Origin of the sequence: Qipengyuania pelagi (genome assembly GCF_009827295.1) — a bacterium.
GTDB classification, from domain to species: Bacteria; Pseudomonadota; Alphaproteobacteria; order Sphingomonadales; family Sphingomonadaceae; genus Qipengyuania; species Qipengyuania pelagi.
The window spans coordinates 295,294-316,532 of the sequence record NZ_WTYD01000001.1 but is presented as its reverse complement, the minus strand read 5'-3'; the positions used below and the strand labels follow the sequence as shown (position 1 = coordinate 316,532).

The window sequence follows — 21,239 nt, the reverse complement described above, 5'->3', positions numbered from 1 at the left end:
GACCAAGCTAGGCAAAGAGCCTAGATAGACAAATGTGGAAAAAAGGGCGGCTCAATGGCCGCCCTTTTTTATTCTGCAGATCCCTCCGGCAAATATAACTTCTCTCCTTTCTCCCGATACACCTTGCTCATCTCCTCCATCCCCTCGCGCGCCTCTTCGGCCTCCTCAGCCGAAGTCTCCCGCTTGATGCTCTCGCTCGCCAGATAGCTGTCCGAGTTCTGCTTGGCGGCAAAATCCCGCACTTCCTGGGTGATCTTCATCGAGCAGAATTTCGGGCCGCACATAGAGCAGAAATGGGCGGTCTTGGCGCCTTCCGCCGGTAGCGTCTGGTCGTGATATTGCTCGGCGGTTTCCGGGTCGAGCGAGAGGTTGAACTGATCGCGCCAGCGGAATTCAAAGCGGGCTTTCGACAGCGCGTCGTCGCGGACCTTGGCGGCCGGGTGGCCCTTGGCGAGGTCGGCGGCGTGGGCGGCGAGCTTGTAGGTCACCACGCCCACCTTCACATCGTCACGGTCGGGCAGGCCGAGGTGTTCCTTGGGCGTGACGTAGCAGAGCATGGCGGTGCCGTACCAGCCGATCTGCGCCGCGCCGATGCCGCTGGTGATGTGATCGTAACCCGGCGCGATATCGGTGACGAGCGGGCCGAGCGTGTAGAACGGGGCTTCGCCACACGCCTCCAGCTGCTTGTCCATGTTCTCCTTGATCTTGTGCATAGGCACGTGGCCCGGCCCTTCGATCATCACCTGCACGTCCTCGGCCCAGGCGCGCCTGGTGAGCTCGCCCAGCGTGTAGAGCTCAGCGAATTGCGCTTCGTCGTTCGCGTCAGCGATGCTGCCGGGCCGCAACCCGTCGCCCAGCGAATAGGCGATGTCGTAGGCCTTCATGATCTCGGTGATCTCGTCGAAGCGTTCGTAGAGGAAGCTCTCCTTGTGATGCGCGAGGCACCATTTCGCCATGATCGAGCCGCCGCGGCTGACGATGCCGGTGACGCGCTTGGCGGTCATCGGCACATAAGGCAGGCGGACGCCCGCATGGATGGTGAAATAGTCGACGCCCTGCTCGGCCTGTTCGATCAGCGTGTCGCGGAAGATGTCCCAGGTGAGGTCCTCGGCGATACCGCCGACCTTTTCGAGCGCCTGATAGATCGGCACGGTGCCCACCGGCACGGCGGAATTGCGGATGATCCATTCGCGCGTGTCGTGGATGTTGCGACCGGTGGAAAGGTCCATGATCGTGTCCGCACCCCAGCGCGTCGCCCAGACCATCTTGTCGACTTCGCTCGCGACGTCACTCGCAACCGCGGAGTTGCCGATATTGGCGTTGATCTTGACGAGGAAATTGCGCCCGATCGCCATCGGTTCGCTTTCGGGGTGGTTGATATTGTTGGGGATGATCGCCCTTCCCCGCGCCACCTCGTCGCGAACGAATTCGGGGGTGACGTATTCGGGGATGGCGGCGCCCCAGCTGTTCCCGTCGAGCTCGCGGCGGACATAATCGCGCCCGATATTCTCGCGTTCCGCCACATATTCCATCTCGGGCGTGATGATGCCCTGCCGCGCATAGTGCATCTGGCTGACGTTCTGGCCGGATTTGGCGCGCAGGGGCCGGTGGTTGACGTTCGGGAATTGCGGCACGCCGCCCGAACGATCGGGGCCGAGCTGGCCGTTATCTTCGGGCTTCACCGGCCTCGCATCGTATTCCTCGACATCGCCGCGCGCCATGATCCAGTCGCGGCGCAGCTTGGGAAGGCCGCCCTGAATGTCGATCCGGGCGTTGGCGTCGGTATAGGGGCCGCTGGTGTCGTAGACGCGGACCGGCTCCTCGCCGCCCTCGAGCTGGATCTCGCGCATGGCGACGCGCACGCCGCTGCCGCTTTTCGCGCCGACATGGACCTTGCGGCTGCCGCGAATGGGCCCGGTGGTGACACCGATCTCGAGCTTGGAATTGATGTCGGCCATGCGTTTCTCTCCTCGTGACGGAGAGAGAGCGGATGTCCGGATGAGGCCCGCCCACTCCCTCCGCCGATCTTAATCGGTTCAGGTTCAACGGGTCGGGCGGTGCTACGCGCCCCTCTCAGCGTCAGCACGCTCCCCGGGGATGGCTCGACACTAGGCGCGACGACAGGCATAGTCCAGCCATGCCGGAAACACCGCACGTCACCGTCCACCGCTTCGGGCAGGAGAAGCAGCCGGTGGTGCAGATCGATGGCTTCAGCGGCAGAGCGGAAGAGCTGCTCGCTCGCGGGCGCGCGGCGGAGTATCAGGACGGGGGTGCCAGCTATCCCGGCATCAGGGCGTGGTGCGAGCCGGATTATCTCGACCGCAATCGCGACCTGATGTTCTCCGCGCTCCAGCAGGTGTTCGGGTTTCGGCAGGGGATCAGCCTCGACGTATCGACCTTCTCGATCGTCACGCTGCCCGAGGCAAAGCTGAGCCCGCTCCAGCGCATCCCGCATTACGACCACGCCAGCGGCGAGATCGTGGCGATCATGCATTATCTTCTCGGGCCGGAGAGCGGCGGGACCGCCTTCTATCGCCATCGCCGAACCGGGTTCGAGACAATCACGCCGGAGCGCGAGGATGCTTACAACGCTGCGTTGGCCGAGGACGAGCGCGCATACGGGATGCCCCCGCCGCGCTATCATTACGGGGACAGCGATCGCTACGAATTGATCGGCGAGGTCGAGGCGCGGCCGGACCGGCTGATCCTCTATCGCGGGAAGCTGCTGCATTCGGGCGTCATACCCGATCCCGCAGCGCTCACCGACGATCCGGCCGATGCGCGCCTGACGATCAACATGTTCCTGCGCGGACGGTGATCGTGGTGCTTGGGCTTATTTGAAGGTGTTCTTCACCTTCCTGCCCGCCATGATCCCGAGCACCAGGAAGACGACGAAAAGCACCGTCGCGATGACGGCAAGCACGATGGCGACATCCACCATCGTCCCGGCGAGGCCCCCGAAACCGAGAATGGCCGCGACGGCGGCGATGACGAGGCAGAGGATCGCGAGTTTTATCATGGAAGGGGAATGGGCGGCGCGGCTGCCGGTTCCTTGAAGCACGAGGTTTCGCCCCATCGTCCACCGCAGGTTCACTTGCGGCTTGCTCCTCTATGCGAGTGGCCGCTACCGGCTGCGCTTCGAGACCGCGCGCCTAGGCGCCTCCCGCCCCTGCCCTGACTTTTCGGGGCATCGACCGGAGTGACCATGACCGAATTTCCGCCCCCCGCCGATCAGCCCGATCCCGCCGTGCCCGCAAAGAGGGGCGCGTTCACGCGCTTCCTCGATGGGGTGGAATGGCTGGGCAATCTGCTGCCGCATCCGGTAACCCTGTTCGCGCTGCTGGCGCTGGGCATCGTTCTATTGTCCGGCCTGTTCGGTGCGCTGGGCGTGGCTGTCGTCGATCCGAGGCCGCAAGGTGCGCCGGGTGTCGCCGAGGACGGGATGATCCGCGCGGTCAGCCTGATGAATGGCGATGGGCTTCGCCGCATCTTCACCGGGCTGGTCGACAATTTCACCAGCTTCGCGCCGCTGGGCGTGGTGCTGGTCGCCATGCTGGGCGTAGGCGTCGCGGAGAAATCCGGGCTGCTGAGCGCGGCGGTGCGGTCGATGGTGCTGGGCGCTCCGCCCAAGCTCGTTACCGTCGCGATCGTGTTCGCGGGCATCATCTCCAACACCGCGAGCGAGGTCGGCTATGTCGTGCTCATCCCTCTGGGCGGCGCGATCTATTACGCGCTCGGGCGGCATCCCCTGGCCGGGATGGCGGCGGCCTTTGCAGGCGTATCGGGCGGTTACAGCGCCAATCTGCTGATCGGGACGATCGACCCTCTTCTGGCGGGGATCACGCAGGAAGCCGCGCAATTGATCGATCCCGACTACCGCGTGCTGGCGACCGCGAACTGGTATTTCATGGTCGCGAGCACCTTCCTCATCACCGCGATCGGCAGCCTCGTCTCGATCTACATCGTGGAGCCGCAGCTGGGAAAATACGACGCTTCGAAGGCCGATCCCGACATTCTCGACGACGAGATGATGAAGCCGCTCGACGCATCGGAGCGCAAGGGACTGCGCTGGGCCGGGATCGCCATGCTCGGCGTCTTCGCGCTGATGGCGCTGACGCTGTGGCCTGAATGGGGCGTGTTCCGCAATCCGGAGACAGGCGACCGGATGGACTCGCCCTTCTTCGACGGGTTCGTGGTGTGGATCCTGATCTTCTTCGTGGTGCTGGGATACGCCTATGGCCGCGCGGCCAGGACGATGAAGAGCGACCGCGACGTGATCGACGCGATGGCAGGCGCCCTGTCCTCGCTCGGCCTTTACATCGTGCTGGTCTTCTTCGCCGCGCAATTCGTCGCGTTCTTCGGTTGGACCAATCTGGGCGGGATCACGGCGGTGACCGGGGCGCAATTCCTGGTCGATACCGGGATGACGGGGCCGGCGGTGTTCTTCCTCTTCATTCTGCTCTGCGCCATCATCAACCTCTCGCTCGGCTCCGCGAGCGCGCAATGGGCGGTCACCGCGCCGATCTTCGTGCCGATGCTGATGCTGATCGGCTATTCGCCCGAAGCGATCCAGGCGGCCTATCGCATCGGCGATTCCACCACCAACATCATCACCCCGATGATGAGCTATTTCGGCCTGATCCTGGCCTGGGCGACGCGCTATCAGAAGGATCTGGGCGTCGGCACGCTGATCGCGATGATGCTGCCCTATTCGATGTTCTTCCTCGCGGCGTGGTCGGTGTTCTTCTATCTGTGGACCTTCATCCTCGGCCTGCCGGTGGGGCCGGGATCGCCGACCTATTACGAAGGGTAAGCGGTTGACGAGCGGCACGGCGGCGCTCTGGATTGCTTCGTCGCTTCGCTCCTCGCAATGACGAGGATGGTAGGGAGCTTCTCCTCGTCATCGCGAGGGGCGTAGCCCCTTGGCGATCCAGGGGCGGCTCAGTGCCGCGTCAGCCGATTCTCCGGCGAGGCTAGACCCCCAGCCACCAGCGGATCACCATCGCGACCGCGCCCAACACGGCGACGCTGCCCGCCCAGATAGCCGCCATCCAGCCGAGGCGTTGCCAGAGGGGTTTTTCCTCGCTCGGTTCCGCGTCACTGCTCGAGCGAGCCTTTGTTCGCGCTACCGCTTCGCTGCTTGAGCGAGCCTTTGTTCGCGCTACCGCTCCGCTGCTTGAGCGCATTAGTGATACCCCTCATGCCCGACCTTGCCGCGGAACACGTAATAGGCCCAGGCGGTGTAGGCGAGGATCAGCGGCATGGTGATGGCGACGCCCACCAGCATGAAGATCTGGCTGCGTTCGGGCGCGGCGGCGTCCCAGATCGTGACGTCCGGCGGAATGACATAGGGCCAGATCGTCACGCCCAGCCCCGCCATGCCGAAGAAGAACAGCGCAAGGCTGAGCCAGAAGGGCTTCGAATGCCGCTCGACCGACAGCGCACGTAACAGCGCCAGCGCGATCAGACCGGTGAGGATCGGGACGGGCGCGGCGTAATAGATTTCCGGCGCGGTCAGCCAGCGTTCGGCATATTCGGCATTGAGGAAAACGTTGTAGAGGCTCACCGCCCCCATCAGCACGAATGTCGCCCAGGCCGCGCGCTTGCCCAATTTGCGCGCATGATTTTGGCTCTCACCGTCGAGTTTCCACACCAGCCAGGTCGCGCCCAACAAGGCATAGCCCGCCACGGTGCCGAGACCCGTCAGCAGCGTGTAGGGCGTCAGCCAGTCCCACCAGCTGCCCGCATAGGCGCGATCGACCACTTCGATCCCCTGCAACAGCGCGCCCAAGGTCATCCCCTGCGCCATCGCCGCGACGAGGCTGCCGCCCGTAAAGGCCACGTCCCACAATTTGCGGTGCGACGGATCGCGCCAGCGATATTCGAACGCGACGCCGCGAAAGACGAGGCCGAGCAGCATGGCGATTATCAAAGGATAGGTCGCGGGCAGGATCACCGCATAGGCCAGCGGAAAGGCCGCGAACAATCCGCCTCCGCCCAGCACCAGCCAGGTCTCGTTCCCGTCCCAGACCGGCGCGATCGAATTCATTGCCCGGTCCCGTTCCGGCCCGACCTCGAAGGTCGGGAACAGGATGCCGATGCCGAGATCGAAGCCGTCCATCACCACATAGGCGAACACTGCGAAGGCGATTATGAACGCCCAGACGGTGGTGAGGTCCATGGTCATGGCCGCTCCTCCGGTTCCTGCTTGCTGCCGGACAGGTCCTTGGTGGTCTCGTCAGACGGGTCCTGCGTCAGACCGGGCGTGATACCGGCCGTACGGATCGGGCCCTTGTCGCCGCGCTTGACCCCGTATTCGCCCGCATGGGGCGCCTTGCGCATCAGATGGAGGATGTACCAGACGCCCGCGCCGAAGACGAAGAAATAGACCACGACGAAGGCGACCAGCGAAGCGCCCACTGCGGGCGCGGCGAGCGGGCTGGCGGCATCTTCGGTGCGTAAGAGATTGTAGATCACGTAAGGCTGACGGCCGACCTCGGTGGTGATCCACCCGGCGAGCACCGCGACGAAGCCGGAAGGTGCCATGACCAGCGCGGCGCGGTGCAGCCAGCTCCATTCGTAGAGCTTACCACGCCATCGGGCGAGCAGGCTCCACATCCCGACGCCAAGCATCGCGAAACCGACCGCGATCATGATGCGGAAGCTCCAGAACACGATCGCCACCGGCGGCTGCTCGTCGTCGGGAATCGTGTCGAGGCCGGCCAGCGGCGCGTCGAGATCGTGCTTCAGGATCAGGCTGGACAGCTTCGGAATACCGACCGCGTAATCCAGCCGCTGCTCCTTGTCGTTCGGAATCCCGAACAGATAGAGCGGCGCGCCATCGGGGTGGCTCTCGTAATGCCCCTCCATCGCCATGACCTTTTGCGGCTGATGCTCCAGCGTGTTGAGGCCATGCATGTCGCCCGCAAAGATCTGCACGGGCACGACGAGCGCGGCCATCCACATCGCCATCGAGAACATCTTTCTCGCATGGGTGTTGGTGCGATCCTTGATGAGATGGAAGGCTCCCACCCCGCCGACCACGAAAGCGGTCGTGATGAAAGCGGCCAGCACGGTGTGGACGAGGCGATAGGGGAAGCTGGGATTGAACACGATCGTCCACCAGCTCGGCCCCGGCAGGAATTGGCCGTTGGCGCCCATCTCGTAACCCACGGGCGTGTGCATCCAGCTGTTGACGCTGAGGATCCAGAAGGCGGAGATACACGTCCCCACCGCCACCATCAGCGTGGCGGCGAAGTGGAGCTTCTTACCCACCCGCTCCATCCCGAACAGCATGACGCCGAGAAATCCGGCCTCGAGGAAGAAGGCGGTCAGCACCTCATAGGCCATCAGCGGTCCGATGACCGGCCCGGCCACGTCGGAGAAGACCGACCAATTGGTGCCGAACTGGTAACTCATCACGATGCCCGAGACGACGCCCATGGCGAAGGCGATCGCGAAGATCTTCAGCCAGTATTTGAACAGGTCGAGATAGAGCGGCTTGCCCGTCTTCAGCCACAGGCCTTCGAGCACCGCGAGGAAGCTCGCCAGCCCGATAGAGAAGGCCGGGAAAATGAAGTGGAAGCTCACCGTGAAGGCGAACTGTATGCGGGCGAGCAGCAGGGCGTCGAAACCATCGAACATCGTGGCGGCGCCCATAGCGGATCGCAGGCCGCGCGGCCATCGCGTTGCACGCAAGATCCGTTGCACGGGAGAGCGGATCGACCGACGGCGAGCATAGCTGCGGAGGAACGCTTCGCTCTCCCGGCCTTTATTCATGAAACCGGGTCGCACATATCTTCGGGGGCACATCATGGCGGCAGCATCCGCGCCTGCGGGCAGCAAACCGAAACTCGTCAAGAGTCTCAAGCTGTTCGACGTCTATGCGGTGGCCACCGGCGCGATGTTCTCGTCCGGCCTGTTCCTCCTGCCCGGCATCGCCGCGGCGCAGACCGGCAATTCGGTCTGGCTCGCCTATCTCGTCGCCGGGCTGATGATCCTTCCCGCCATGTATTGCATGGCCGAACTGTCCACCGCCATGCCGCGGTCGGGCGGGACCTATTTCTTCCTCGACCGCAGCATGGGGCCGTTGATGGGCACTGTCGGGGGCCTGGGATCCTGGGTCGCGGTGGTGTTCAAAAGCGCCTTCGCCCTCGTCGGCATGGGCGCCTATCTCGCACTCTATATCGATCTGCCGATCACCGTCACCGCGATCGCGCTGACCATCGCCTTCGGGCTGTTGAATATGTTCGGCGCCAAGGAGACGACGCTGTTGCAGCGTATTCTGGTGGGCACGCTGGTCGTGATCCTCACCGCCTTCTGCATCTTCGGCCTCGCGCGCACCGGCATTGCCGACGCCTTCGCGCCCGAGCCCGGATATGGCAGCTTCTTCCGCGACGGGTTCGGCGGCTTCTTCGCCACGATCGGTCTCGTTTTCGTGTCGTATGCAGGCCTGACCAAGGTCGCCAGCGTCGCCGAGGAGATCGAGAACCCCGATCGCAACATCCCGCTCGGAATGACGCTGTCGCTCGCCACCGCGACCGCGATCTACACCCTGGGGACGCTCGTCATCGTCACGGTCATGCCGCCGCAGGATTTGTTCGGAAGCCTGACCCCGGTGGCCGATGCCGGATCGCGCTTCCTCGGCTGGCTGCCCTACGATCTGGGCGTCACTCTGATCGTCGTGTCCGCCGTGGCCGCCTTCGCGTCGACCGGGAATGCGGGTATCATGTCCGCCTCGCGCTATCCCTATGCGATGGCGAAGGACAAGCTGCTTCCAGCCACGCTCGCGCGCCTGGGCAAGAGCGGCACGCCCACGCTGGCGATCGCGATCACCGTTCTGGTCATGATCGCCGTCCTGATCGTCTTCGACGTGGAATCGGTCGCCAAGCTCGCCAGCGCGTTCCAATTGCTGCTGTTCGGCCTCGTCTGCCTGGCGGTGATCGTGATGCGCGAAAGCAGGATCGACAGCTATCGTCCGGGCTTCCGCACGCCGCTCTATCCCTGGGTTCCGATCGCGGGCGTTTTGCTCGCCTTTTGGCTGATCCTCGAAATGGGCGCGGTCGCGATCCTGTTCACCATCGCGCTGTCGGTCCTCTGCGGCCTCTATTACCAGCTCTACGCCTCCAAGCGCGTGAAGCGGCGCGGCGCGATCTTCCACATGCATCGCCATCTCGGCCACAACACCTTCGAAGGGATCGAGCACGAACTGACCGCCATCGTGCACGAGCGAACCCAGCCCCAGAATCTGAGCTATGAAAGCGTCGTCGCGCGCAGCGTGCTGGTCGACCATACGCGCGGTAGCTTCGACCGGGCCGCGCTGATCGAAGAGATGGTGGCCCTGGGCCAGGAACGCTTCGGCATGAGCGAAGAGGCCATTCGCGGTGTCTTTGAAGGCGAGCGGATGGATGTCCACGCGATCCGCCCGAATATGTATCTCGCCTACAAGACCGTATCCGATATCGAGGAATCGCAGCTCTTCATCTTCCGCTTCGGCAATCGGGCGAGCGTGGACATCCTCGGTGCGCGCAACGTCCACACGCTGATGTATCTGATCCTGCCCGAAGAGCCTGCGGGTCTCGATCTCAGGATTGTCGGCCATCTCGCCGAAGTGGCGCAAAGCGATCGGTTCGAGGAACGCTGGCTCGCCGCAAAGGACGAGAACGAGCTGGCGGCGGTGCTGGTGCGCGACGATCATTTCGTGCGCGAGCGCGCGGCGAAGATCCCGGCGCTGTCCTCACAAATGGGTAAGTCCTTGCGAGACATCGACCTGCCGGGCTCCTGCCTCGTCATGCTGGTCGAGCGCGATGAGCAGCTCATGATCGCCGAGCCGGACCTAGCGATAGAACCGGACGATCTCGTCTCCATTCTGGGCGAGCCGAACGATCTCAGCCTGCTCTACGATCCGACCTATCTCGAATGACGGGCTCGGCTGCGGCACGTGGTGCCGGATCGGCCTTGACCCCCACCCGGTTTTGGCGCGAAGCGCGCACCTGTCGCAAAGGGGTCGCAATGCATTCGCGCAAATATATCGGATATTCCCAGTTTCTTGTTGGCGCCGCGCTGGCAGCCATGCTCCCCGCGCAGCTTTTGGCGCAATCGGGCGATACAGGAGAGTCCGAAACCGAACCCGCCGATCCGGTCATCATCGTAACCGGCGAGGGGCTCGCGGAGACGCCCGCCACCCCCGCCTATGCCACGCAAATCATCGAGCGCGACCGGCTCGTCTCAACCGGATCGGGCCGGATCGAGGACGCGCTGTCATCCGTAGCCGGTTTCCAGCAATTCCGTCGTTCCGACAGCCGCTCGGCGAACCCCAGCGCACAGGGCGTGACCCTGCGCGCGCTTGGCGGCAATGCGTCGAGCCGGGCCGCCGTCCTGCTCGACGGGGTGCCGATGGCCGATCCCTTCTTCGGCTTCATCCCCTTCACCGCCATCGCCCCCGAGCGGCTGGCAAGCGCGCGGGTCACGCGCGGCGGCGGGTCGGGACCGTTCGGCGCGGGCGCACTGGCGGGAACGATCGAGCTGACCAGTGCCGATGCGGCGACTTTGGGCCGGTTCGGCGGCCATGCCTATGTCAACGATCGGGGAGAAACCGAGGCCGCAGCCCATCTCGCTGGTGATCTGGGAGAAGGGTTCGGCGTGGTTTCGGGGCGCTGGGACCGGGGTAAAGGCTTCTTCACCACCCCCGAGGCCGATCGCGTCTCCGCCACCGCGCGCGCCCGGTTCGACAGCTATTCGCTCCAGGCGCGCGGGGTCGCGCCGCTGACGGACACCGTGGAACTGCAGGCGCGCGTCCTCGTCTATGACGATCGCCGAACGCTTCGCTTCGACGGCGCAGACAGTTCGAGCAGCGGGCAGGACGCGAGCCTGCGCCTGATCGGTCGCGGCGATTGGCAGTTCGATGCGCTCGCCTATCTCCAGGCCCGCAATTTCACCAATGTCGTCATCAGTTCGACCCGCTTCGTCCCCGTGTTAGACCAGCGGAACACACCCTCGACCGGGATCGGCGGCAAGTTCGAAATCCGCCCGCCTGTCGGCGACAGGAAAGTGCTTCGCATCGGCACCGACTATCGCAGCAGCGATGGTGAGCTGTACGAGGTCGCCCTCAGTGCCTTTACCGGAAACGTCACCGAACGGCGCAATGCCGGGGGCACCAACACCGATTTGGGCGTCTTCGTCGAAGACGATCTGCTGCTCGGCCCGCTGACGCTGACTGCGGGCGCGCGGCTCGATCGCTACACCATCCGCAACGGTTTCTTCGCGGCCACCGATGCGAATGGCGTGACTCTGCGCGAATTCGCTTACGACGATCGCGCGGGCTGGGAGGAATCCTTCCGCGGCGGCTTCGTCTTCGAAGCGGGCGGCGGTTTTCGTCTGCGCGGCGCCGCCTATACCGGCCTGCGCCTTCCGACGCTCAACGAATTATACCGCCCCTTCGTGGTCTTCCCGGTCACGACGAATGCCAATGCCGCGCTCGACAACGAGCGGCTGGAAGGGTTCGAGGCGGGGATCGATTTTCGGCCGGATGAGACCGTCGATCTCTCGCTCACCGCGTTCGACAATCGCGTCGTAGGGGCGATCGCCAATGTCACGCTCGACCGCGTGACGCGCCAGCGGCAGAATATCGACCGGATCCGCGCTCGCGGTATCGAAGGGAGCGCGGGCCTGGGTTTCGGCGCGCTGCGCTTCGACGGCTCGATCGCCTATACCGATGCCGAGGCTCGCCAGACCGGCGCGGATTTCGACGGGAACCGGCCGGCGCAGACCCCGCAATGGGCGGGCAGCGCGACGCTGAGCTATCGCTTCGGCCAGCGCGGCCTCCTCGCAGCGACATTGCGCCATGTCGGGAAGCAGTTCGAGGACGATCTCGAAACCGACATCCTTCCCGCCGCGACGACGATCGACGCCTTTGCCGAATTGCCGCTGACGCGCATGGTCTCGCTCGTCCTGAGGGGCGAGAACCTGACGGACGAGGATGTCGTGACCCGCAATCAGGGCGGTTCGATCGATTACGCTGCGCCGCGCACCGTCTGGGCGGGGATCAAGCTGGGGATGTGACCGAAGCTGACTGGCCGTCCGGTATCGGCTAAATGGCGGAGAGGGTGGGATTCGAACCCACGGTACGGTTGCCCGCACACTGCATTTCGAGTGCAGCGCATTCGACCACTCTGCCACCTCTCCGCGTCTTGCGCGATCATCGGGCCTCGGCCCGATCGGCATCCCCGGTCGTTTGGGAGCAGCGCCGTTAGCGCAGGGGCGGCGCCTTGCCAAGGCAATTGTGGCGGATAGGCGCGCGATAATCGGGGACGAGAAAGCGCGTGCCCTTGTGCGGCAAGGCTTGCTTCCCATATCCAACGCCTATGCAACGCGCCCTGTTCTTCTCCCCCCAGGCCGGTCGCACGATCGATGCCCCCGCCCTTCTCGAGACCCGCTTCGCCATCGGCGACGTCGTGCGCCATCGCATGTTCGATTTCCGCGGCGTGATCTTCGATATCGATCCGGTCTTCGCGAATAGCGAGGAATGGTACGAATCGATCCCCGAAAGCATCCGGCCCGATCGCGACCAGCCCTTCTATCACCTCTTCGCCGAGAATGACGACGAGAGCTATGTCGCCTATGTGAGCCAGCAGAATCTGGTGCGCGATGCGGCGAACGGCCCGGTCGATCACCCCGAGGTGGCGCGGCTGTTCGATGCCTTTTCCAAGGGACGGTACCGGATGCAGCGCGCCCTCACCCACTGAACGGGACGCACTGATTGGGGAGGCGCGGGGGTCTTTCGCCTAGGCCTTGATCTTCCAGCCTGATTTCAACAGCTTGTAGCAGATGACGGCCAGCGCCAGATTGAAGGCGCCGAGCCCGATCCCCGCCCAGACCACTGGCATGGTGCCCGGCCCGATATCGCTGGCCCCGAGAAATCCGAAGCGGAACCCGGAAATCACGTAGAAGAAGGGGTTGAGGCGGCTGATCGTCTGGAACAGGGGCGCGAGATTGTCGATGAGGTAGAACGTCCCCGACAGCAGTGCGAGCGGCGCGACGACCAGCGTCGTGATGGCCGCGTTGTGATCGAATTTCTCCGCCCAGAGCGAGGTGATGAGCCCGAACAGGCTCAGCATCGCGGCGCCCATCAGGCCGAACCAGACGATGGCGAGCGCCCCGACCCAGCCTGCGAGATGGAGCGCGGCACCGGGATAAAGCGCGATCGCCAGCGCCAGGGCCGCGCCGACAGCCACTGCGCGCGTCATCGCGGCGAGGACGATGCCCGCCATCAGCTCTCCTTCGGAAAGCGGCGGCATCAGCAGGTCGATGATTGTCCCCTGGATCTTGCCAGACAGGAACGAGAAACTGCTATTGGCGAAGGCGTTCTGCATCATCGCCATCACGATCAGGCCCGGCGCGATGAAATCGGCGAACGGCACGCCGAGGACGCTGCGATCGCCGCGCCCCAGAGCGACGTCGAAAATCACCAGGAACAGCACCGTACTGACCGCCGGACCCCAGATCGTCTGCGTCTGCACCTTGAGAAACCGGCGAACCTCCTTAATATAGAGGCTCCACAGGCCGATGCGGTTGATCCCGGTGATGACCGGCTGACCGCGCGGCGCAAATCGGGTCCGGCCCGCATCCCCACCCTGCACGAAAGCGGCATCGGTGTCGGCTGCAAGGGCGGCTGGACGTGATTGGGGAGTCTGGGCTTGATCGGCCATGATGGCGCGACTAGGCCCTGTCACCCGCGCTGGCAAGGCTTGCCCGGCCCGGTCGTCTCACGAATTGAGGTGGGACCGCCGCAGCCTCAGACAGGAAATGATTTACGCATGAGCTGGACCGACGAACGCATCGCGACGCTGAAGAAAATGTGGGAAGGCGGCTCGACCGCCAGCCAGATCGCCGACGAGCTGGGCGGGGTCAGCCGCAACGCCGTGATCGGCAAGGCGCATCGCCTCGGCCTGAAATCGCGTCCGTCTCCGGTGAAATCCGCCGACAAGAAGGCCGCGCCCGCCAAGAAGCCGGCCACCGCGCCGAAACCGGCAGCGGCCAAGAAACCTGCGACGAAGAAGGCCGCGCCCTCGCCGAAGCCCGCCCCTGCGGTGGCCCAGACGGGGAGCGCCGCGCCTGCCCCTTCCACAAGCCCGGCGGCCAAACCCGCCGCGTCGGCACCTGCGCCCGCAGCGGCCCCGGCCGCCGCTCCGGTCAACGCGTCCGGCAATCCCGCAGCGACATCGCAACCGCTTCCCAACAAGCAGGCCGATACGCCCAAGATCGTCTCGGTCGGCCCGGGCGGCTTCCTGCGCCAGGGACCCGGCGATCAGCAGCCGCCGATCCCGCCCGCGCCGCCGCGCCGCCTCGTACCTGCCAAGCCGAGCCCCGAGATCGCGGACAAGACCAGCCTGCTCGACCTCAGCGAAAAGGTCTGTCGCTGGCCGATGGGCCATCCGGGCGAACCGGATTTCCATTTCTGCGGCGAGGCGGTGAACCCCGGCTTCCCCTATTGCGTCGAGCATTGCGGACGGGCCTATCAGGCGCAGCTGCCGCGCGGTGCGCGCCGTCCTCCGCCACCCCTCCCCTTCGGCGGTCCGCGCGTGCGTTGATGGGGTTTCTGGCCTCTCGAACACACTGAAATTTGGGCGCGGACGCGGATGGTTAAGGAACCATCCCTTCCTCGTTAACGCTGTCGCTTAAGCCAATGACAGCCCGGAAGCGGCAAAAGCTTGCCGCGGCGTTTGCCGGGTGCAAGAACGTCATCGGGGCTAGAGCGACAGCGCAAATGGATTGGGCGAGTTTCACGATCGGCGCATGGATCGCCTGCATGGTCGCCTTCGCGGTGGGCGCGGCAGGCCTGTTTCTCGTCATCCGCCGCGTTTTCCTCCTATGGCTCAGTGCCCGCCTGCTCGCCATTGGTGCGCTCGGTCTCACTCTGCCCCCACTTGCCGGAACTCTCTTCGCCGACCCGCAGAGGCTTCTTGTTACGCGGCTCGTCGCGACGGATGTGAGCATCGCCTTCGCCGGTGCTCTGATGGCGACCTATCTGGAACGGGCGCTAGGGCATCAGCGCCTGCGCAGGCTATTCTGGGCCATATTCCCTATGGGGATCGCGCTTGCCTTGTGCGCGCCTCTTTTCGCGGACGATTTCCTGCCGCTCTGGCTGCATACAGCGAGCGTCCTGATCATGATCGCGATGATGACGAGTGGACTTGTCGTCGCGATCCGCAGCGCGAGCCGTTCGGCGATGTTTCAGGCGATTGCCTGGGGCCCTGCCCTGGCCGTCGGATTCGTCGCGATCTATTGCGAATTGGTCCTCGGCGGTCCCTTTCCCTTTTATGCGCAAGCGATGCTGGCGGCCCTGATGTTCGAGGCGATCGTCACTCCTGTCGGCCTTGGCAGCGGGTTCGGAACTGTCCAGCGCGAACGGAACGCGGCACTCGCGCAGATGCAATTGGCGACCGAAGCCAGCGCGCTCGATCCCCTTACCGGTATCGCCAATCGGCGGGGCCTCAAACGAACATTCCTGTCGGGAGAACAACGTCCCAAGGGGCTTGCGGTGATCGATTGCGACCTCTTCAAGCGCGTCAACGATAATTTCGGCCATGATACGGGCGACCGCGTCCTCGTCGCCGTCGGCGCGGCGCTCGGCGCGAACGAGACGATCTTTCCCGCCCGGCTCGGCGGAGAAGAGTTCGTGATCCTGCTTTATGGCGAGGATTGGCAGCGCGATGCCGAAGCCGCCCGCCGCAACATTCCAGCGGTCGTCGGCCAGCGCGTGCCCGATCTGCCCTTCCCGGTTACGGCCAGCGCAGGCCTGTCCGCGATCCTCGCCGACGACAGCCTCGAATCCGCGATCAAGCGCGCCGACCGGGCGCTTTATGCCGCAAAGGATGCAGGGCGCGATCGCTCGATCGCTCTCACCGATTTCCGCCGCCATTTCACGCGCCTCGAAGAGGTTGGCTGAAACCTCGCAACCCCGTCCGTCAGTCTGAAGGAACCGCAATGCCCATCTCGCTCCACGCCGCCTTCGTCCCCAGCGCGTTGCAGATCATCGGCAGCACCAGACGCCTCTGCGATACCGCCGAGAGCTGGTGCGGCGAGCAGGATCGCGACGCGCAAACGGTTCTGAATGCGCGTATCTACGAGGATATGCTGCCCTTCGCCTATCAGGTGAAGAGCGTGGCGGTGCATACGCGCGGAGCCGTCGCCGCGCTGCAGGAAGGGCGCTTCAGCCCCGACATGGCGCCGCCGCCCGATAGCTTCGACGGGCTGCGGGCGGCGCTGGACGAGGCGAAGGCGGCGCTGGAGGGCACTGACGAAAGCGCGCTGGAAGATGTCATCGGCAAGGAGGTCCGGTTCGAATTCGGCAAGCTGTCGCTGCCCTTCGATGCCGAGGAATTCCTGCTGAGCTTCAGCCAGCCGAATTATTCTTTCCATGCCGCCACGGCGTATGACATTCTGCGCATGTTGGGCATCAAGATCGGCAAGACCGACTTCCTCGGCCGATTGCGGATGCGTCGCTAGGGCGTTTTGACCCCGTTGCTCAGCTCTTGCGCGCGAACCAGATCGTGTGGCGCGGGCCCTTATTGTTCGGCCGCGCGCGCACCGTGCGGACATCCACCGCGAAGCCCGCTTCTTTCAGGCGCAGCGTGAACTTGTGATCGGGCGCGGCGGACCAGACGGCGAGGATGCCGCCCGGATTCAACGCCTCGCGCGCCTTGGCGAGGCCGGTGCGGGTATAGAGGCGGCTGTTCTGGTCGCGCACGATGCCATCCGGGCCGTTGTCGACATCGAGCAGGATCGCGTCCCATTTCGGGCAGGTCCCGTCATTGGCATCGTCGATCAGCGCGGCGACATCGCATAAGACCACCTCACCGCGCGGATCGGACAGAGTCTCGCCCGTCAAATCGGCGAGCGGCCCGCGCGCCCAGTCGAGGATTTCGGGCACCACCTCCGCCACGGTCACGCTGGCGCCCTCGCCTGCATGGGCGAGCGCGGCCCGGAAGGTGAAGCCCATGCCATAGCCGCCGATGAGGACGCGCGGTGCTGGCCTCGCCAGTTCGGCAAGGGTCAGCTCCGCGAGCTGTTCCTCGCTGAACTGCATCCGCGTGCCCATCAGCTCGTCCCGTCCGAACATGATGACGAAATCGCGCCCGTGAGAAATGAGCGTCAGCGTGTCCCCTCCGGGGATTTGCGCGGTGGCAAGGGTTTCGCGGGGTAGCATGGCGAAGGGCTCTAGCGCCGCGTTCCCCGCGATGCACGTCGGAACTGTCGAGCCAAGGCAGCGGTTGATCGGCTAGACATCAAGGAGAGACCCCCATGCCCAACCAAGCCCGCATCGCCATGGTCGAAAAAGCCGGAGCGGATTTCGAAATCGTCGAAAAAACCATCGACGATCCCGGCGCCCATGAGGTGCTGGTGGAACTGGCCGCGGTGGGCGTGTGCCACACCGACCTCGCCGTGCAGAACGGCGATCTGCCGACGAATTTCCCCGTCGTGCTTGGCCATGAAGGCGCGGGCACCGTCAAGGCGGTGGGCGAGCACGTCCGCGATCTCGCTCCGGGCGACAAGGTCGTCCTCTCCTACGGGTCATGCGGCCATTGCCGCCCCTGCGAGGAAGGCGACCCCGCCTATTGCCTGGATTTCGAAGCGTTGAATTTCATGAACAAGCGCCAGGGCGACGAGGATGCGGTGTTCGCCGATGGGCCCAACGCCGCCTTCTTCCAGCAATCCAGCTTCGCGACCCTTTCGATCGCGCATGAACGCAATGTCGTGAAGATCGAGGAGGATGTCGATATCGCGCTGCTCGGGCCGCTCGGATGCGGAATCCAGACCGGCGCGGGCGCGGTGCTGCGGACGGCGAAGCCGCAGGCCGGTTCGGCGCTCCTCGTCTCGGGCGTCGGCAGCGTGGGTATGTCGGCGGTGATGGCAGCGCGACTGGCGGGGTGCAGCACCATCGTCGCGGTCGACATGAACGCCGAACGCCTGGAGCTAGCCAAGGAACTGGGCGCGACCCATTCGGTGGAGGTCTCCAAGGATACCGATCTCGGCGAGGAAATCCGCAAGATCGTGGCCGAGGGCGTCGATTACGCGATCGAGTGCAGCGGCAACGCGAACGCCGCACGCGCCGCCTGGGGCAGCCTGGCCAAGCGCGGCACCATGGTCGTGGTCGGCGCGCCGCCTTCGGGCACCGATTACAGTTTCGACGCCAACGAACAGATCCTGTCGGGCCGCAAGATCGTCGGCTGCGTGGAGGGCGATTCCAAGGTCAAGCAGTTCATCCCCGAACTGGTGCGCCTGCATCTTCAGGACCGCTTCCCGTTCGACCGGCTGGTGAAGCGCTACAGCTTCGACGACATCAACCAGGCGGTGAAGGATCTGCACGACGGCAAGGTGATGAAGCCGATCCTCGAAATGGGCTGATTTCGTCCGACACGGAATGGCCGACACGAAAAAGGGGCCGCAGCATCGCCGCGGCCCCTTTTCTTTTGGTCAATCCGAAGGATCAGTCCTTCAGGAAGTCCGGCACATGCGCCGGGCCGTCGCTGGAACCGCCATCGCGGTTGCCGCCCCGGTCATTGCCGCGACCGCCGCCACGACCACCACGGTCGCCGCCACGGCCGCCGCCGCCGCCTCTCGGGCCACGGCGATCGCCGCCACGACCGCCTTCGCGGTCACCACGCGGTTCGCGCGGAGGACGGGTGTCCTCCAGCTCTTCGCCGGTTTCCTGGTCGACGACGCGCATCGACAGGCGGACCTTGCCGCGCTGGTCGATCTCGAGGACCTTGACCTTCACTTCCTGGCCTTCCGACACGACGTCGGTCGGCTTTTCGACGCGCTCGTTCTTCATTTCGCTGACATGGACGAGACCGTCCTTGCCGCCCATGAAGTTCACGAAGGCCCCGAAATCGACGATGTTGACGACCTTGCCGTTGTAGATCTTGCCGACTTCCGCCTCTTCGACGATGCCTTCGATCCAACGCTTCGCGGCTTCGATCTCGTCGGCATTGCTCGAGGAGATCTTGATCGTGCCCTCGTCGTCGATGTCGACCTTGGCACCCGTTTCGGCGACGATCTCGCGGATCACCTTGCCGCCCGTGCCGATGACGTCGCGAATCTTCGACTTGTCGATCTGCATCGTCTCGATGCGCGGCGCGTGCTTGGACACGCCCGAACGCGACGAGCCCAGCGCCTTGTTCATTTCGCCCAGAATGTGCGCGCGACCGGCCTTGGCCTGTTCGAGCGCCTTGGTCATGATCTCCTGCGTGATGCCGGCGACCTTGATGTCCATCTGGAGCGAGGTGATGCCCTTTTCCGAACCCGCGACCTTGAAGTCCATGTCGCCGAGGTGATCTTCGTCACCCAGGATGTCCGACAGGACGGCGAATTCGTCGCCTTCGAGGATCAGGCCCATGGCGATGCCGGACACCGGACGTTCGATCGGAACGCCCGCATCCATCATGCTGAGGCACCCGCCGCATACCGTCGCCATCGAGGACGAGCCATTGGACTCGGTGATGTCGCTGAGGATGCGGATCGTATAGGGGAAGTCCTCATGGCTCGGCAGGACCGGGTGCAGCGCGCGCCAGGCGAGCTTGCCGTGGCCGGTTTCGCGGCGGCTGGTGAAGCCGAAGCGGCCCACTTCGCCGACCGAATAGGGCGGGAAGTTGTAGTGCAGCATGAAGGGGTTGTAGGACAGGCCTTCGAGCCCGTCGATCATCTGCTCGGCATCCTTGGTGCCCAGCGTGGTGGTGCAGATCGCCTGCGTCTCACCGCGCGTGAACAGGGCCGAACCGTGCGTACGGGGCAGCAGGCCGACCATCGCTTCGATCGGGCGGACCTGATCGAGCTTACGCCCGTCGATACGCTGGCCGTCCTTGAGGATGGCGCCGCGCACGATGTCGCTTTCCAGCTTCTTGACCGCCTTGTTGGCGACCATCTGGGTCTGCGGCTCTTCGTCGGCGAAGGCTTCCTTGGCCTTGGCGCGGGCGGCGTTGAGCGCGTCCGAACGGGCCGACTTGTCGGTCAGCTTGTAGGCGGCGGCGATGTCGTCACCGACGATCCCGCGCAGCTTTTCCTTGATCGCCGAGGTATCGTCCGAGGTATCCACGTCCCACGGATCCTTGGCGGCCTGTTCGGCGAGGTCGATGATCGCACCGATGACCTTGCGGCTTTCCTCGTGCGCGAACATCACGGCGCCGAGCATTTCCTCTTCGGTCAGCTCCTTGGCTTCGGATTCGACCATCATCACCGCGTCCTGCGTGGCGGCGACGACGAGGTCGAGGCGACCCTCTTCGTCGAGCGCGCTGGAGAGCGACGGGTTCAGTTCGTATTCGCCGTTGCGGAAGCCGACGCGCGCGGCGCCGATCGGGCCCATGAAGGGCACGCCCGAAATGGTGAGCGCGGCCGAAGCGGCGATCATCGCGACGATATCGGGCTCGGTCTCGCCATCATAGCTGAGGACCTGCGCGATCACGTTGATCTCGTTGTAGAAGCCTTCCGGGAAGAGCGGCCGCACGGGGCGGTCGATCAGGCGGCTGGTCAGCGTTTCCTTCTCCGTGGCGCGGCCTTCGCGCTTGAAGAAGCCGCCCGGAATACGGCCCGCGGCGGAGAATTTTTCCTGGTAGTGCACGGTGAGCGGGAAGAAGTCCTGCCCTTCGCGGACGCTCTTTGCAGCGGTGACCGCGCAAAGAACGACGGTTTCGCCGTAAGTGGCGAGGACCGCGCCGTCAGCCTGACGGGCAATGCGGCCGGTTTCCAGAGTGAGGGTCTTTCCGCCCCACTCCAGCGATACGGTTTTCGTGTCGAACATGTATTTTCCTTAACGATCCCGCGCGCCACATTGCGTCGCGGGGCCTACTGTGCCGGGTATTCCGTCCCGGTCCGGTCCGAGGCTTTTCGCCTCCATGGTCCGCACCCTGCCGGATTGCACGGGTGCCGGATAAACGAAGGGGCGACCATCGAGCCGCCCCTTCGCAAAAACTCTTACTTACGCAGACCCAGCTTCTGGATCAGGGCGTTGTAGCGCTCGACATCCATCTTCTTGAGGAAGGCGAGCAGCTTGCGCCGCTGGTTGACCATCATCAGGAGGCCACGACGCGAGTGGTTGTCCTTGTGATTGTCCTTGAAGTGTTCGGTCAGGTTGCGGATGCGTTCGGTCAGGATGGCGACCTGGACTTCGGGAGACCCGGTGTCGCCCTCGCTCTGGGCGTTGTCCTTGATGATTTCCGCTTTGCGTTCGGCGGTTACCGACATGT

General features: G+C 64.6%; 18 protein-coding genes, 1 tRNA gene and 1 riboswitch. Of the genes, 9 read left to right on the top strand and 10 right to left on the bottom strand.

Annotation, left to right across the window (positions count from 1 at the left end; translation table 11 throughout):
* Positions 1–68: 68 nt before the first annotated feature.
* A complete protein-coding gene (gene thiC / locus GRI47_RS01625) occupies positions 69–1,958 on the bottom strand; it encodes a phosphomethylpyrimidine synthase ThiC (RefSeq protein ID WP_160659652.1) in 1,890 nt (629 codons plus the stop codon).
* A gap of 38 nt (positions 1,959–1,996) precedes the next feature.
* A riboswitch (TPP riboswitch) is annotated at positions 1,997–2,104 on the bottom strand.
* 33 nt (positions 2,105–2,137) lie between these two features.
* Between thiC and GRI47_RS01620 the strand changes: the two genes are divergently transcribed.
* On the top strand, positions 2,138–2,818 hold the full coding sequence (locus GRI47_RS01620) for a DUF6445 family protein (RefSeq protein ID WP_160659651.1): 681 nt from the start codon (positions 2,138–2,140) through the stop codon (positions 2,816–2,818).
* A gap of 15 nt (positions 2,819–2,833) precedes the next feature.
* Here GRI47_RS01620 and GRI47_RS01615 read toward each other — a convergent pair whose 3' ends face one another.
* Positions 2,834–3,019: a DUF1328 domain-containing protein gene (locus tag GRI47_RS01615; RefSeq protein WP_160661247.1), complete on the bottom strand. Its 186-nt coding sequence runs from the start codon at positions 3,017–3,019 to the stop codon at positions 2,834–2,836.
* A gap of 186 nt (positions 3,020–3,205) precedes the next feature.
* Here GRI47_RS01615 and GRI47_RS01610 point away from each other — a divergent pair, with 186 nt between their 5' ends.
* Positions 3,206–4,813 (top strand): AbgT family transporter, encoded by a 1,608-nt coding sequence (locus GRI47_RS01610; RefSeq protein WP_160659650.1) that lies wholly within the window; start codon positions 3,206–3,208, stop codon positions 4,811–4,813.
* Positions 4,814–4,973: 160 nt separating this feature from the next.
* Here the strand turns inward: GRI47_RS01610 and GRI47_RS15320 are convergent, their stop codons facing one another.
* Genes GRI47_RS15320 through GRI47_RS01595 form a run of 3 tightly spaced genes read right to left on the bottom strand, consistent with a single transcriptional unit; the run spans position 4,974 to position 7,644 of the window.
* Positions 4,974–5,186: a DUF2474 family protein gene (locus tag GRI47_RS15320; protein WP_160659649.1), complete on the bottom strand. Its 213-nt coding sequence runs from the start codon at positions 5,184–5,186 to the stop codon at positions 4,974–4,976.
* On the bottom strand, positions 5,186–6,181 hold the full coding sequence (gene cydB, locus GRI47_RS01600; protein WP_160661246.1) for a cytochrome d ubiquinol oxidase subunit II: 996 nt from the start codon (positions 6,179–6,181) through the stop codon (positions 5,186–5,188). Before cydB ends, GRI47_RS15320 begins: the two co-directional genes overlap by 1 nt.
* Before the next feature lie 2 nt (positions 6,182–6,183).
* Complete coding sequence (locus GRI47_RS01595; RefSeq protein ID WP_160661245.1) at positions 6,184–7,644, bottom strand: cytochrome ubiquinol oxidase subunit I; 1,461 nt, start codon at positions 7,642–7,644, stop codon at positions 6,184–6,186.
* A gap of 169 nt (positions 7,645–7,813) precedes the next feature.
* On the opposite strand from GRI47_RS01595, the gene GRI47_RS01590 reads away from it, so the two are divergent.
* Both GRI47_RS01590 and GRI47_RS01585 read left to right on the top strand, forming a co-directional pair.
* Positions 7,814–9,922, top strand: a complete 2,109-nt coding sequence (locus GRI47_RS01590) for an amino acid permease (RefSeq protein ID WP_160659648.1) — start codon at positions 7,814–7,816, stop codon at positions 9,920–9,922.
* Positions 9,923–10,011: 89 nt separating this feature from the next.
* Positions 10,012–12,060, top strand: coding sequence for a TonB-dependent receptor plug domain-containing protein (locus GRI47_RS01585; RefSeq protein ID WP_237452585.1), 2,049 nt, complete (start codon positions 10,012–10,014; stop codon positions 12,058–12,060).
* A 33-nt stretch (positions 12,061–12,093) separates the two neighbouring features.
* Here the strand turns inward: GRI47_RS01585 and GRI47_RS01580 are convergent.
* Positions 12,094–12,183 (bottom strand) — tRNA-Ser (locus GRI47_RS01580).
* Between the two features lie 179 nt (positions 12,184–12,362).
* Here GRI47_RS01580 and hspQ point away from each other — a divergent pair.
* Positions 12,363–12,743 carry a heat shock protein HspQ gene (hspQ, locus tag GRI47_RS01575; protein WP_160659647.1) on the top strand — a complete coding sequence of 127 codons (381 nt, stop codon included), beginning with the start codon at positions 12,363–12,365 and terminating at the stop codon, positions 12,741–12,743.
* 39 nt (positions 12,744–12,782) lie between these two features.
* On the opposite strand, the gene GRI47_RS01570 is transcribed toward hspQ, so the two are convergent.
* A complete protein-coding gene (locus tag GRI47_RS01570; protein ID WP_160659646.1) occupies positions 12,783–13,706 on the bottom strand; it encodes an ABC transporter permease in 924 nt (307 codons plus the stop codon).
* A 108-nt stretch (positions 13,707–13,814) separates the two neighbouring features.
* Between GRI47_RS01570 and GRI47_RS01565 the strand changes: the two genes are divergently transcribed.
* From GRI47_RS01565 to GRI47_RS01555, 3 genes are all read left to right on the top strand, one after another.
* Entirely contained in the window at positions 13,815–14,588 is a 774-nt protein-coding gene (locus tag GRI47_RS01565) for a GcrA family cell cycle regulator (RefSeq protein WP_160659645.1), read from the top strand.
* Positions 14,589–14,764: 176 nt separating this feature from the next.
* Entirely contained in the window at positions 14,765–15,946 is a 1,182-nt protein-coding gene (locus GRI47_RS01560; protein WP_160659644.1) for a GGDEF domain-containing protein, read from the top strand.
* A 38-nt stretch (positions 15,947–15,984) separates the two neighbouring features.
* Complete coding sequence (locus GRI47_RS01555; RefSeq protein ID WP_160659643.1) at positions 15,985–16,506, top strand: DUF1993 domain-containing protein; 522 nt, start codon at positions 15,985–15,987, stop codon at positions 16,504–16,506.
* Between the two features lie 19 nt (positions 16,507–16,525).
* On the opposite strand, the gene GRI47_RS01550 is transcribed toward GRI47_RS01555, so the two are convergent.
* Positions 16,526–17,206, bottom strand: coding sequence for a spermidine synthase (locus tag GRI47_RS01550; protein WP_160659642.1), 681 nt, complete (start codon positions 17,204–17,206; stop codon positions 16,526–16,528).
* Between the two features lie 95 nt (positions 17,207–17,301).
* Between GRI47_RS01550 and GRI47_RS01545 the strand changes: the two genes are divergently transcribed.
* Positions 17,302–18,405, top strand: a complete 1,104-nt coding sequence (locus GRI47_RS01545) for an NAD(P)-dependent alcohol dehydrogenase (RefSeq protein ID WP_160659641.1) — start codon at positions 17,302–17,304, stop codon at positions 18,403–18,405.
* An 82-nt stretch (positions 18,406–18,487) separates the two neighbouring features.
* Here the strand turns inward: GRI47_RS01545 and pnp are convergent, their stop codons facing one another.
* Positions 18,488–20,794 (bottom strand): polyribonucleotide nucleotidyltransferase, encoded by a 2,307-nt coding sequence (gene pnp / locus GRI47_RS01540; RefSeq protein ID WP_160659640.1) that lies wholly within the window; start codon positions 20,792–20,794, stop codon positions 18,488–18,490.
* A 173-nt stretch (positions 20,795–20,967) separates the two neighbouring features.
* The gene (gene rpsO / locus GRI47_RS01535; protein WP_067679500.1) at positions 20,968–21,237 is read right to left on the bottom strand and encodes a 30S ribosomal protein S15; all 270 of its coding nucleotides are present in this window, start codon (positions 21,235–21,237) and stop codon (positions 20,968–20,970) included.
* Positions 21,238–21,239: the final 2 nt, after the last annotated feature.